This is a genomic window from Candidatus Planktophila sp. (assembly GCF_040402275.1).
Taxonomy (GTDB): domain Bacteria; phylum Actinomycetota; class Actinomycetes; order Nanopelagicales; family Nanopelagicaceae; genus Planktophila.
Genome location: NZ_JBBAMW010000004.1, coordinates 16,254 through 29,977, shown reverse-complemented (window position 1 = coordinate 29,977; position 13,724 = coordinate 16,254). Strand labels below are relative to the sequence as shown.

Annotated in this window: 13 protein-coding genes; 10 read left to right on the top strand and 3 right to left on the bottom strand. The window is 46.9% G+C overall.

From position 1 onward, the window contains the following. Positions 1 to 19 precede the first annotated feature (19 nt). From AC9UEY_RS01770 to AC9UEY_RS01730, 9 genes are all read left to right on the top strand, one after another. A complete protein-coding gene (locus tag AC9UEY_RS01770) occupies positions 20 to 1,096 on the top strand; it encodes a polyprenyl synthetase family protein (RefSeq protein WP_509536922.1) in 1,077 nt (358 codons plus the stop codon). Beyond that, positions 1,096 to 2,580 carry a phytoene desaturase family protein gene (gene crtI / locus AC9UEY_RS01765; protein ID WP_509536919.1) on the top strand — a complete coding sequence of 495 codons (1,485 nt, stop codon included), beginning with the start codon at positions 1,096 to 1,098 and terminating at the stop codon, positions 2,578 to 2,580. Before AC9UEY_RS01770 ends, crtI begins: the two co-directional genes overlap by 1 nt. Further along, on the top strand, positions 2,581 to 3,483 hold the full coding sequence (locus tag AC9UEY_RS01760) for a phytoene/squalene synthase family protein (protein WP_509536916.1): 903 nt from the start codon (positions 2,581 to 2,583) through the stop codon (positions 3,481 to 3,483). It begins immediately after the preceding gene. Positions 3,484 to 3,577: 94 nt separating this feature from the next. Further along, positions 3,578 to 4,153 carry a nicotinamide riboside transporter PnuC gene (gene pnuC, locus AC9UEY_RS01755; RefSeq protein ID WP_509536913.1) on the top strand — a complete coding sequence of 192 codons (576 nt, stop codon included), beginning with the start codon at positions 3,578 to 3,580 and terminating at the stop codon, positions 4,151 to 4,153. After that, positions 4,134 to 4,625, top strand: a complete 492-nt coding sequence (locus AC9UEY_RS01750) for a uridine kinase family protein (RefSeq protein WP_509536910.1) — start codon at positions 4,134 to 4,136, stop codon at positions 4,623 to 4,625. Before pnuC ends, AC9UEY_RS01750 begins: the two co-directional genes overlap by 20 nt. Before the next feature lie 55 nt (positions 4,626 to 4,680). Further along, on the top strand, positions 4,681 to 6,579 hold the full coding sequence (pknB, locus tag AC9UEY_RS01745) for a Stk1 family PASTA domain-containing Ser/Thr kinase (protein WP_509536907.1): 1,899 nt from the start codon (positions 4,681 to 4,683) through the stop codon (positions 6,577 to 6,579). Between the two features lie 4 nt (positions 6,580 to 6,583). Next, positions 6,584 to 7,447: a deoxyribonuclease IV gene (locus tag AC9UEY_RS01740; RefSeq protein ID WP_509536904.1), complete on the top strand. Its 864-nt coding sequence runs from the start codon at positions 6,584 to 6,586 to the stop codon at positions 7,445 to 7,447. After that, the gene (locus AC9UEY_RS01735) at positions 7,447 to 8,310 is read left to right on the top strand and encodes a DMT family transporter (protein WP_509536901.1); all 864 of its coding nucleotides are present in this window, start codon (positions 7,447 to 7,449) and stop codon (positions 8,308 to 8,310) included. Before AC9UEY_RS01740 ends, AC9UEY_RS01735 begins: the two co-directional genes overlap by 1 nt. Before the next feature lie 9 nt (positions 8,311 to 8,319). Further along, complete coding sequence (locus AC9UEY_RS01730) at positions 8,320 to 9,354, top strand: threonine aldolase family protein (protein ID WP_509536898.1); 1,035 nt, start codon at positions 8,320 to 8,322, stop codon at positions 9,352 to 9,354. Here the strand turns inward: AC9UEY_RS01730 and AC9UEY_RS01725 are convergent. Genes AC9UEY_RS01725 through AC9UEY_RS01715 form a run of 3 tightly spaced genes read right to left on the bottom strand, consistent with a single transcriptional unit; the run spans position 9,331 to position 12,227 of the window. Then, a complete protein-coding gene (locus AC9UEY_RS01725) occupies positions 9,331 to 9,804 on the bottom strand; it encodes a methylated-DNA--[protein]-cysteine S-methyltransferase (RefSeq protein WP_509536895.1) in 474 nt (157 codons plus the stop codon). The genes AC9UEY_RS01730 and AC9UEY_RS01725 overlap by 24 nt on opposite strands. 9 nt (positions 9,805 to 9,813) lie before the next feature. Further along, on the bottom strand, positions 9,814 to 11,160 hold the full coding sequence (locus tag AC9UEY_RS01720; protein WP_509536892.1) for a class II 3-deoxy-7-phosphoheptulonate synthase: 1,347 nt from the start codon (positions 11,158 to 11,160) through the stop codon (positions 9,814 to 9,816). 41 nt (positions 11,161 to 11,201) lie between these two features. Beyond that, on the bottom strand, positions 11,202 to 12,227 hold the full coding sequence (locus AC9UEY_RS01715; protein ID WP_509536889.1) for a 6-phosphofructokinase: 1,026 nt from the start codon (positions 12,225 to 12,227) through the stop codon (positions 11,202 to 11,204). A 92-nt stretch (positions 12,228 to 12,319) separates the two neighbouring features. Between AC9UEY_RS01715 and xylB the strand changes: the two genes are divergently transcribed. Then, a complete protein-coding gene (xylB, locus tag AC9UEY_RS01710) occupies positions 12,320 to 13,723 on the top strand; it encodes a xylulokinase (protein ID WP_509536887.1) in 1,404 nt (467 codons plus the stop codon). Position 13,724: the final 1 nt, after the last annotated feature.

Below are 13,724 nucleotides of genomic sequence, written 5' to 3'. Positions count from 1 at the left end.
GTGAGGGTACCGTTACCGAGTGAGTTCAGAGACAAAAGCAACGTTAACAAGCGTTCGTAGCGCCGTTGAAGAAGAGTTAGCCATCTTCCTCAACTTTGAAAGCGCCTATCTGAATACGATATCGACAGAGCTAACCCCTGTCTCAGACGCGTTAACCGCTTTTTTATTAGATAGTGGAAAGCGTTTACGTCCAATGTTCGCTTATGCTGGCTTTGTAGCAGCCGGTGGTTCTCTAGAAAAACCTGTTGTCCGCGCAATGGCAGCACTTGAACTATTGCAAGCATGCGCACTCATTCATGATGACTTGATGGATGGATCAGATACTCGTCGCGGAAAGCCTTCAATTCATCGCCACTTTGAAACAATCCATGCCCAAGAAGAACTAGATGGCTTTGCACCGCAGTATGGATTATCCGCTGCTGTGTTACTTGGAGATCTTGCTCTTGTCTGGTCAGATCAAATGTTCAATAGCGCTGGACTCACAACAGAACAATTTGCTCGCGTCTTTCCTTACTACAACGAAATGCGCGTTGAGTTGATGGCAGGACAATTCTTAGATATTCATGAGCAAACACAAAAAACCACAAGTGTTGATCGCTCTATGAAGATTGCTCGCTACAAGTCAGGCAAATACACAATCGAGCGTCCATTACATCTTGGCGCAGCCATGACATCAGCCCCCTCGCCAGAAATCTTTGCCGCCCTGTCTGCATACGGACTTCCATTGGGTGAGGCATTCCAACTTCGCGATGATTTACTAGGAGTTTTTGGTGATCCATCTGTTACGGGCAAGCCTGCCGGTGATGATCTGCGGGAAGGTAAGCGAACTGTTTTAATTGCTATGACCAATGATCGACAATCTGAATCCCAAAGGGAAATTGCTCGTAAGCACTTTGGAAAGCCTGACCTAGATGCACAAGGTGTTGAACTACTGCGAGAAATCATCGAATCCACCGGTGCCAGAGCAGAGCTTGAAGCAACGATTGAACGCTTAACAGATCAAGCATTAACCGCGGCGCAATCTGCGGTATTTACAGAAGATGGAAATGCAATGCTCGTTGAGCTTGCAAATATCGCAACTAAGAGGAGTTCGTAATGCCAGCACGTGTTAAAGGCCCAACAGATCATGTTGTCATCGTTGGAGCAGGATATGCAGGACTAAGCGCCGCCCTTCGCTTAGCTGGTGCTGGTCGCAAGGTAACTGTCATTGAACGCGAATCAGTACCGGGTGGTCGAAGTGGCTTGCTGCAAAAAGATGGATACTCATTTGATACCGGTCCTTCTGTTTTAACAATGCCATCTTTGATTCAAGATGCATTTAGCTGCGTGGGTGAAGACATGAAGGACTGGGTTGAACTCATGCCCGTATCTCCTTTGTATCGTGCTTTTTATGCAGATGGATCCCAACTAGATGTGCACGCAAACACTGCCCAGATGGAAGCTGAAATTGCAGACAAGATCAGCCCAGAAGAAGCGGCCGGTTATGCCCGCTATGTGGAGTTTGTTACAAAGCTATACAAGTATGAAATGAATGACTTTATTGATCGCAACATTGATTCACCTTTTAATCTGTTAACACCAAACCTTGCACGTTTAATTGCACTTGGTGGTTTCCGCAAACTTTCACCAAAGGTGAATCAATTCATGAAGGATCCTCGCTTGCAGCGTGTGTACTCATTCCAGGCAATGTATGCCGGTGTGAGTCCACAACAGGCGCTAGCTATCTATGCCGTTATTGCATACATGGACTCTGTTAACGGTGTGTTTTTCCCCAAGGGTGGAATGCACGCAGTACCGCGCGCAATGGCAGCTGCTGCACAAAAGCACGGTGTTGAATTCAAATACAGCACAACTGTTTCAAAGGTAGATGTCCAAAATGGTCGCGCAAAGGCGGTCATCACAGAAGATGGCCAGCGTATTGAGTGCGACGCGGTAATTTTGAACCCTGATTTGCCTGTTGCTTGGCGCGACCTCTTGGGCAAAACTCCTTTGAATGTGAAGCGTCTTAATTACTCACCATCGTGTGTAACCATGTTGGCTGGCTCCTCTAAGCAGTACGACTTTGCCGCCCATCACAACATTCACTTCGGAGAATCGTGGGATGGTGTATTTGATGAGCTCATTAAGAAGAAGCAGCTGATGAGTGATCCAAGTATTTTGGTAACACTTCCATCAAAAGATGATGCATCCCTGGCACCAGCTGGCAAGCACTCTTACTACATCTTATTTCCAACCCCAAACTTAACGGCAGATATTGATTGGACTAAGCAAGCAAAGCCATATCGAGATCACATGGTTGAGACAATGGAAAAGCGTGGATACACCGGCTTTGGTGATTCGATTGAGACTGAAGTTTTAACAACTCCACTTGATTGGCAGGCACAAGGTATGGAAGCTGGCGCACCATTTGCTAGTGCGCACACCTTCTTCCAAACCGGTCCCTTTAGACCACGTAACATGGCAGCAGGAATTGAAAATGTTGTCTTTGCTGGATCTGGAACACAACCTGGTGTTGGCGTTCCAATGGTTTTGATTTCAGGAAGACTTGCTGCAGAGCGAATCGTGGGTCCGGTTAAGTAAGTGGATGAATTAACTGCTGCTGGGATTAGCGATCCTGATCTTCGCGCATCCTATGCTGAGTGCAAGCGGTTAAATGCATTGCATGGAAAGACCTACTTTCTAGCAACACTTTTACTGCCAAAGGCCAAGCGCCCCTTTGTTCATGCTCTCTATGGCTTTGCTCGGTATGCAGATGAGATTGTTGATGACCTGGCTTCTGAATTAAGTATTGAAGAAAAGGCGCAAGCTTTAAGCACCTGGGGTGATGGAGTTTTAGCAGATCTGAAAAAGGGCACTAGTGATGATCATGTGGGGCGCGCACTGATCGACACAGTTAAACGCTTTGATATCCCACACGAACACTTTGAAGCTTTCTTACATTCGATGACAATGGATTTAACGGTCCAGGAGTATGAAACATATGAAGATTTACTCGAATACGTCTATGGATCAGCTGCAGTAATTGGCCTTGAAATGGTCCCTATCCTTGGTCCTTTACACAACGATGCCTATGAAGCTGCGAAGAAGTTAGGTATTGCCTTTCAGTTAGCTAACTTCATTCGAGATGTGGATGAAGATTTAGATCGTGGTCGTGTGTATCTGCCTATTAAAGAGCTAGCCCAGTTTGGTGTCACCCGCGAAATGCTAGAAGAGCGTGTATTAACCCCAGAAATTATTGAAGCACTTAAATTTCAGATTGCCCGCGTGCGCCAACTACAGGCAGAAGCTGCCCCAGGAATCGCCATGCTGGAAGCAACTAGCCGCCCATGCATCCAAGCTGCAAGTACTTTGTACTGCGGCATTGTCGATGAAGTTGAAAAGATTGGTTATGACATTTTCAATCAGCGAGCAAAGACATCGACGGCACGACGTATCCGCGTGGCGGGTGCTGCATTCATGAAGCGCGTACTAGTTTCACGCTAGAGTATCCACCACGGGAGCCGTAAAGGCTGAGAGGGTCTGAAATTCAGACCGACCGATTGACCCATCCGGTAATGCGGATGTGGAAAGGAAAATCATGTCAACCACTTTATTTACTGCTTGGGGCTATGACGTCTCAATTTTGGAATTTGTTGCAGCAATTACCTCGTTCATCGGCGTCTGGCTAGGAACAACAGGAAAAAGAATTACTTGGCCTTGGTGGGCACTTAGTAGTGCGCTCTATGGAGTTTTCTTTTATCAGGTAGATCTCTTTGCAAGTGCAGCATTGCAGTTGGTATTTATTACCGCCGCTGTTTATGGCTGGAAGGACTGGGCGCCAACAGGTGCGGTTCCTGGATCTGTGACAGCGCGCAATCGTCGCTATATCGCAATCGGAACATTCATCAGCGTTGCAGCTCTCTCGCCACTTTTATCCAACATCGGGGCGGCAGCTACCTGGTCAGATGCATTTCTATTAATTGGCAGCCTTGTTGCACAAATCATGATGGTCTACCAAAAGTGGGAGGCCTGGGTTGTGTGGCTCATCGTTGATCTGGCTGGAACGGTTCAGTACGCAATGCTTGGTTACTGGTTTACCGCTGTTCTGTATGCGATGTTTACCGTCGTTGCGGTAGTCGGATTGAAACGTTGGCGTGACTCTCTTAGCCATTGATGGCCCAGCCGGTGCTGGCAAAACTACCTTTGCAGCAAAGTTAGAAGCAGAGTTATCACTCCATTCAACGGTCAAGGTTATTCATATGGATGACCTCTATAACGGTTGGGATAACGCTCTTAGCAACCCCCTATCTGAAATATTGGATCGAATTTCTACTGCCCATATTGCCGGTAGAGATTTTGTGATCAAGATTTTTAACTGGCACACCATGGCCTTTGATAGTGAAGAGAGAATTACCCCTACCGACTATTTGATCATCGAGGGAGTTGGTGCTGCCCAACAAATCGTGCGCGAAACTGGAGCAACAACCTATTGGCTAGATATCGAACCTGAAATCGGTTTGCAGCGTGTATTAGATCGAGATGGTGCACATTTCGAGGCTCAAATGCGGCAATGGCAAGTTGATCAAGATAAACACTTCGCTCGCGATGAAACCCGCGAAAATTGCGAGTTTAAACTCACTTCGTAACTGTTTTGGGCGCGCCCTCAGCACCTGTAACTGGTGCACTCAATAAAATCTGCATATGTCAGATCTGTCCGGTGAGCTCATTGATGGGCGCTACCAACTGCTGCGTCAGGTTGCTAATGGTGGAATGGCCACGATCTATGAGGCGCTAGATACCAGACTAGATCGCAAGGTTGCCGTAAAGATCATGCACGCTCACTTGGCACAAGATGAAGCATTTGTCTCACGCTTCATTCGAGAAGCAAAAGCTGCAGCAGCGCTGACACACCCAAATATTGTTGCAGTTCAAGATCAAGGCTGGAATCAAAGCGGTATTCCAGCCGTGTTTCTGGTTATGGAATTTATTGAAGGACACACACTTCGTGAGTACTTGAATGAACGTGGACGATTTGAAGTCAAAGATGCAATTAATTACTTAACACCAATCTTGTCAGCACTCGCCGCAGCACATGATTTAGGCATCGTGCACAGAGATATCAAGCCGGAAAACATATTGATTTCTAAAGATGGTCGTATCAAAATCGCAGATTTTGGATTAGCTCGTGGTGAATTAATAGGAACAACTATGACGGCTGAATCCAGCGTGATCTTGGGCAGTGTTTCCTACCTATCCCCCGAGCAAGTCCAACGCGGTATCGCAGATTCACGTAGTGATGTGTATGCCACAGGAATCGTGGCCTATGAGATGTTTACAGGTAAAAAACCATTTAATGGTGATTCACCCATTCAAATTGCCTACATGCATGTCAATGAAGAGATTCCTCACCTGCGTAGTAAACGCAAAGAGATCCCTCAAGTATTAGATGATTTGATCGCAAGTGCCACAGCTAAGAATCCTGATGATCGCCCTCGCACAGCCGGTGAGTTCCTAGAACGATTGCAGCAGATTCAAATCGAATTAGATCCTAAGAAGAATCAACTAGATCTTGGTTTAGATCTGCCAGTTGAGCCAATTCGGGAAAAAGCTCGCAAGAAGGTCAAAGAGGAACCGGTTAAGGAAGCAACCGTTGAGGTTAAAGAAAATACCCGTGAGATAAAGAAGCAAGAGGAAAAGAAGAAGCGTGCAAGCAAGCGGGTTCGCAGAAATCGTAAGGTCGCTCTTGTTTTGGCTATCGCACTAGGCGTTGGTGGTTGGTACACATTAGTTGGTCCAGGATCACGAGTAGTTGTTCCTTCAACAGTTGGTGGAAGCTACGACGAAGCGGTTTCATCCTTTACTCCCCTGGGATTAACCGCAGTAATTTTAGAAAATAGATATGACGAAGAAATTGCTAAGGGAAAGATCATCGAATCCGAGCCACCTGGTGGCGGAAAAGTAGATGCTGGCGGCAGCGTTAAATTAATTGTTTCTAAAGGACCTGAGCGTTACACAATCCCATCAACAACCGGATTAACCCCAGAGGCTGCTCAAGTTGCAATTAGTAAATCACCGTTGACTGTGGGAACAACAACAGAGGTTTTCAACTCTGATATTCCAAAGGGATTTGTTATTTCATCAACGCCTGCATCGGGCTCATCGGTAAAGCGTGATTCAAAGGTGGATTTAATTGTTTCAAAGGGAATTGAACAAATTGCACTTGCTTCGTATATTGGTAAGAGCGGTGAACAAGCACTCAATGAGTTAACTGAAGCTGGATTTAACGTAGAGCCTGGGTATGCATTTAGCGAAACAACTCCAGAGCTTGCTGTTATTTCACAAAGTCCTGCAGGTGGAGCAACAGCAAACAAGGGTGGCAAGGTTTCTATCCTTATTTCTAAGGGTCCTCGATATACATTTATTCCAAAGACAATCATCACCATGGAAGCTAGCGCAGGTAAAGCGGTGCTTGAATCCCTTGGATTGAAGGTGAAGGTTGTAACGATCGGAAATGCGAAGAGGAAGGTTGTTAAAAAAGTTTCTCCAGCAGTTAACACCAAGGTGTTACGTGGAAGTTTGGTGACGATTACCGTAGGGTAAGCCAATGCCTACGCCAGTTAAGAAACCTCGTATCGGTGCCCACACCCCTACTACTGGCGGAATGGTAAAGCGATCAATTGCATATGCCCAAGAAATTGGTGCAGAGGCAATCCAAGTATTTGCATCAAGTCCACGCACATGGGCGATGCCAGAGGCAAAACCAGAATTAGATGAAGCTTTTAAGATCAAGGCCGCTGAACTAGATATCGAAACCTATGTTCACGCGCCTTTCTTAATTAACTTAGGTTCACCAACAGAGGCAACGTACTTAAACTCTCTGGCATCAACTAAGTACTCACTACAGCGCGGGGCAGATATCGGCGCACTCGGCGTTGTAATCCACACAGGCTCTGCAGTTGATGTGAACCATGTTGAAAAAGCATGGAAGCAGATTCATGAAGGCATGATGCCAATTCTTAACGCACTCGGTGATGATGCTCCATACCTTTTACTTGAACCAACTGCCGGACAAGGTCAATCACTGGTTAAGAAGTTAGATGATCTTGCGATGTATTTGAAGGCTCTTGAATATCACCCAAAGGTGGCAATCTGCCTAGACACCTGCCATGTCTTTGCTGCAGGCCACGATATTTCAGTTAAAGGCGGAATGACAGCAACTATAGATTTGCTGGTTGAAATCGCTGGCATCGAGCGATTCCAGTTAGTCCATGCCAATGATTCAATGGATGTGTGCGGAGCACTTAAGGATCGCCACCAAAATATTGGTGAAGGCCACATCGGTATTGATCCTTTCAAAGAATTACTTGACCACCCAGCAGTAGCTAACGCTCCCCTCATTCTTGAAACACCAGGCATGGAGCTAGAGCACGGCAAGGAAGTTGCACTACTTAAGAAATTGCGCGGCTAATGTCTGCTCGCCATCAACTGCAGTTAAAACTTGCCCCCTGGGCGCTACTCACGGTATCGGCTGCTTGGGGACTCTCATTTGTTGTGATGAAGGATGCTATCCAACGCCAAAGTGTAAATAACTTCCTTTTCACTCGTTTCACCTTAGCTGTGATTGTGATGATTTTGATTCGTCCTCAAACAATCAAACTTTTTAACAAGGATTTACTGCAACGAGGTGGATTAGCAGGAATTTTCCTAGGTCTTGGCTACATCGCCCAAACTCTTGGATTGGAAAGAACAGGGGCTGCTATCACCGGTTTTATCACCGGCTTATACGTGGTTTTGACTCCATTGATTGCATCATTTGTATTAAAAGAAAAGATTACTAAGTTCACGTGGTTTTGCATTGCAGTTGCAACATTTGGTTTAGGTCTTCTATCAATACGTGGCTTCTCTGTTGGTATTGGTGAAATGTTTGTCTTAGCAAGTGCCGTTCTCTTTGCAGCGCACATTATTGCTTTAAGCAAATGGTCCTCGGGCCGTGACGTTTACGCAATGACAGTTATTCAACTAACGATGTGTGCAATTCTTGCCGGGTTAGCCTCTGCAATCGAGGGCTACTCACTTCCTCCCGATAGAGGAGTGTGGAGCGTTGTTATCTTTACAGCAGTCTTTGCCACAGCTGTAGCTTTCATCGTCCAAACGTGGTCACAGGCACACATGAGTGCTACCAAGGTGGCAGTCATCTTGACCATGGAAGTTGTGTTTGCTGCCCTATTTGCAATCTTGCTAGGCGGAGAACGGTTGACACTTCAGACTGCCATTGGCGGAATCTTGGTAGTAGTAGCCATGTATTTAATAGTTCTGAAAGAACAGAAGTAAGGTTGGACCATGGCAATTGATCTTCGAAGCGACACGGTTACCCGCCCATCTGCAGCAATGCGTGAGGCGATTGCAAGTGCTCCTGTTGGTGATGATGTCTATAGCGATGACCCAACAGTTAATTCACTTGAAGAGCGAGTAGCCGCGCTCTTTGGCAAAGAAGCCGGTGTCTTCACGCCCACTGGATCCCTTGCCAATCAATTAGCTATCCGTATGTTGGTTGCACCCGGGGAAGAGTTAATTGCAGAGACAAATAGCCATATTGTTCGCGCTGAACTAGGTGCTGCCGCTGTCTTTAGTGGAATTACTACACGCACATTTCCTGCAACGAACGGCCTGTTAAAGGCAGCTGATGCCCTTGAGATTGCTCGCCCAAACAGTGGTCCCTACCTTGTTTCAACAACTGCGATCGCTGTGGAAAACACACATAACTTTGGTGGCGGAACAGTTCAACCAATTACTGAAATCGCAGCACTTCGCAAAGGCGCAGATGAGATTGGAGTAGCACTTCACCTAGATGGTGCTCGCATCTGGAACGCTCACATTGCATCAGGAGTTTCACTTACAGAGTATGGAAAGTACTTCGACACCATCAGCGTCTGTCTGTCAAAAGGATTAGGCGCACCAGTTGGCTCAGTGATGCTTTCTACAAAGGATCGCGTCGCAAAGGCTCGTGTGTGGCGCAAGCGTTACGGTGCCGGAATGCGTCAGATCGGTTTACTAGCAGCAGGTGCTCACTACGCACTTGATAACAATATCGATCGCTTATCTGAAGATCATCGCCGTGCACAAGAGCTTGCAAAAGCAATCGCTGCAATTGATTCTTCATTGATTGATCCAACAACAGTTCACACAAATATCGTTGGTCTTGATCTTGCGGCACTTCCCATTACCGCGGCAGAACTTGCGCAGCGTTGCCGTGATGCTGGTCTATGGATTAGCGCCTTGGGTCCTAAGTATGCGCGTTTAGTAACTCATTTAGATTTTGATGATGCACAGTGCACTGAGGCAATAGAAATCTTAAAGAAAGCCCTCGTGGCTTAAGAGCCACTGCTTCTTATCAACACCATAGGCATAATTTCCTAACGCTCCCCCAGTTTTAACAACACGGTGGCAAGGAACAACGAGCATGATTGCATTGTTTGCACACGCACTTCCCGCTGCACGAACCGCTGCAGGTGAGCCTGCTTTTTCTGCTAAATCTGAATAAGAAAATGTTTTTCCTGGAGCAATCTTTCGCATTGCTTTCCATGCAGCTTGAGAAAATGCTGCCCCCGGTTGTCTGACTTGAATACCGTTGAGCGCAGCTAAATCACCATCAAAGTAATCGTTAATCAGATCTGAGATAACTGGAATTGACTTAACAATCTTTACTTCACCGCCGGCATTTAGTGCCGAAACAGTAGAGAGGTTGGCACCGATCAGAATCTGATCATCTGCCAAGAGATTAAGGGTGCCAACAGGGGTCTTGTGTGAAGTGATTAAAAGCGGCACTGTCCAAAATTAGCGATCGCGCAACATTTCAGCAACTAAAAATGCGAGTTCTAGAGACTGTGCATGGTTAAGGCGAGGATCGCACGCTGTCTCATAGCGTGATGCCAAATCCTCGTGGGAAATCTCTTCTCCTCCACCAACACACTCGGTAACATCGTCGCCGGTAAGTTCGATGTGAACTCCGCCTGGATGTGTGCCTAGCGCCTTGTGAACTTCAAAGAATCCCTTAACTTCATCCATTACATCATCAAAACTACGAGTCTTATAGCCCGTTGGTGCTTCATAAGTATTGCCGTGCATTGGGTCGCACACCCACAAAACCTTTGCTCCAGACTTTGTTACACCATCAACTAGAGCTGGCAAGATTTGGCGGATGTTCTTGGCACCCATACGTGTAATAAAAGTGATGCGTCCTGGTTCGCGGTTTGGATCTAGCTTGTCGATTAATGCAAGTGCATCTTCAACTGTGGACTTTGGTCCAAGCTTGATACCAATTGGATTACGGACCTTTGATGCAAAATCAACGTGAGCGCCATCTAGTTGACGTGTGCGCTCACCGATCCAGATGAAGTGTCCTGAAACATCGTAGGCATCTCCTGTGCGTGAATCAATACGAGTTAACGCCTTTTCATACTCCATGATGAGCGCTTCGTGGCTTGCAAAGAAATCTACTGATTTAAAACTTGCAGGATCAACACCGGCAGACTTCATAAATGCTAGAGCTCGACCAATTTCATTGGCCATTTGTTCGTATCGCTCGCCGACTTTGGAATCACGGATAAATCCTTTGTTCCATTCATGTACTTGGCGAAGATCTGCAAAACCACCTTGGGTAAAGGCACGCACCAAGTTAAGAGTTGCAGCAGAGGTGTTATAGACGCGAACTAAACGTTGTGGATCTGGTGTGCGAGAAGCTTCATTAAATTCAATATCGTTGACAGCATCTCCGCGGTATGCAGGAAGTGTGACCTCACCACGGGTTTCAAAATCATTGGAGCGTGGCTTAGCAAACTGGCCAGCCATGCGACCCACCTTGATAACCGGCAAGCTTGAGTAGTACTGCAGCACTGCAGCCATCTGCAAAATAGTTTTAATGCGGTTTCGGATTGAATCAGCTGTTGCTGCTACAAAAGTTTCTGCGCAATCTCCGCCTTGTAACCAAAATGCTTTTCCTTCTGTAGCGAGCGCAATCCGAGCTTTCAAATCATCGCATTCACCAGCAAAGACAAGTGGTGGCAACGCTTTAAGTTGTGCTACCGCAGCTTTAACTGGCTCGCCCTCTGGTCCACCTGGCCAGGTTGGTTGCTGGGCAGCAACAAGTCCAGGTGTAAACAGAGAGTCTAAGTGTGTGCTCATTGGGAAAGTGTAGAGAGTTCGAAAGTAATCGCGCGAGGCAATTAGCCAAAGAAGATCTCTACCTCCTTGTATAGCTCTAGAGGAACAGTCTTTAGCTTCTCAGTTGCAGAGGCCAAAGGCACACGAGCAATGTTTGTGCCGTGCAGGGCAACCATTGTGCCCCAGTCACCTTCGTGAGCGGCAGTGATTGCATGGAGTCCAAAGCGAGTAGCAAGAACTCGGTCAAATGCTGTTGGAGATCCACCACGTTGGATGTGTCCCAAGACAGATGTGCGTGCTTCCTTGCCAGTTCTCGCTTCAATCTGACCTGCTAGCCAGTCACCAATTCCTGCAAGCTTTACATGGCCGAATGAATCAAGAGTTTGATCCTTCACCATCATGTCACCATCTTGAGGAATTGCACCTTCTGCAATAACGATGATGGGTGCGTAGTGAGACTTGAAACGAGATTCAACCCATTCACACACTTTCTCTACAGAGAACTTCTGCTCTGGAATCAAAATACATGCCGCACCGCCTGCAAGACCTGAATGCAAAGCAATCCAACCTGCGTGACGTCCCATTACTTCAACGATTAATGCACGGTGATGTGATTCAGCGGTTGTGTGAAGACGATCGATCGCTTCAACTGCGATATTGACTGCGGTATCAAAACCAAATGTATAATCAGTGTTGTTCAGATCATTATCGATGGTCTTTGGAACACCAATCACCTTGACGCCAAGAGCGTGAAGCTTTGTTGCAACACCCAAAGTGTCTTCGCCGCCGATTGCGATCAACGCATCAATGCCAGCTTTTTCGAGGTTTTCCTTAATCTTTTCTACGCCGCCCTCGATCTTAAATGGGTTAGTACGTGATGAACCAAGAATCGTTCCTCCTCGAGGCAAGATGCCGCGGGTTGTTTCAATATTTAAAGGCATGGTCAGACCCTCTAAAGGTCCCTTCCATCCATCACGGAATCCAACAAACTCGTGGCCGTACTCTTTAACACCCTTGCGAACTACCGCGCGAATAACTGCATTAAGACCAGGGCAATCGCCGCCGCCAGTGAGGACACCAATACGCATGATTTACTCCAACAATTTTATTGTTTGATTAGGTGGCTTAAATTTTCCGCCACCTGTGGTCAACGCTGACTGGAACAGTCTAGCCTTCCCCCATGGCTAATCGACAACTCATCGCCGGCGTGGACTCTTCGACTCAATCTGTGAAGGTCGTTATTCGTGACGCCAATACAGGCGAACTTGTGCGCCAGGGGCGCGCATCCCACCCAGACGGTACTGAGGTCGATCCCAAGCATTGGCTGAGTGCATTACATACCGCGATCGCTGAAGCTGGCAATTTAGATGATGTTCAAGCGATTTCAATTGCAGGTCAACAGCACGGAATGGTCGCACTAGATATTAATGGCGAAGTTATTCGCCCAGCACTGTTGTGGAATGACACACGCTCTGCAAAAGAAGCCAACGATTTAAATACTGAAGTAGGTGGCGACGCCGAAATGGCGCGCAAGGTTGGATCAAAGTTACTTGCATCATTTACCGCCTCAAAGCTTCGTTGGATGGCAGATCATGAACCAGATAATGCAGCCAAGGTTGCATCCATTGCACTCCCCCACGATTGGTTGTCTTGGCAGTTACAAGGTGGCAAAAACTTTGACACTTTGTTTACAGATCGAAGTGATGCATCAGGTACTGGCTACTTCGATCCCAGCACCTCTCACTACCGCGAAGACATTATTCGTTTAGCACTCAAGCATGATCAAGAACTTTCACTTCCTCAAATCATTGGCCCTGATAAATTTGGTGGCACAACAACATCTGGAACTCCGATCGCAGCAGGTGCTGGTGACAATGCTGGCGCTGCCCTTGGTCTGCAGGCACAACCCGGGGATGTGGTTGTTTCACTCGGGACAAGTGGAACTGCATTTGCTGTCTCTGACACACCAACCCATGATGCAAGTGGCGCCGTTGCTGGATTTGCAGATGCAACGGGGCGCTATCTTCCACTTGTCTGCACATTAAATGCTGCGCGAATATTAGATGCGGCATGTCGCATCCTTGGCAAAACCCATGATGAAGTTGCACAACTTGCTCTTTCAGCAAAGCCTGGTGCCAATGGATTAACACTCTTGCCGTACTTTGAAGGCGAGCGAACACCAAACCGTCCCACGGCAACCGGCGTCTTTGCTGGCATGAACCTTAATAATTCAAATCCTGAAGATTTTGCCCGTGCAATGGTGGAAGGCATGTTGGCTGGCCTGGCAGATGCTGTTGATGCACTTGTCGCATTGGGTGTTGGAGTGAATCGAATTCTGCTCATTGGTGGCGCTGCAAAAAATCCAGCAGTTCCAGTTATTGCCAGTGCTTTATTTGGTCGCGAAGTTTTGGTCCCACCTGCCAATGAATATGTTGCTGATGGTGCTGCCAAGCAAGCAGCGTGGGCACTTCTTGGTAGTATGCCATCTTGGGATTTAGGTGAAGTTTCACATCACAACAGTGAAGCAACACCCGAAGTCATGATGAGATACCGCGAATTAAAAAATAATACGCAGAACTGGTGAT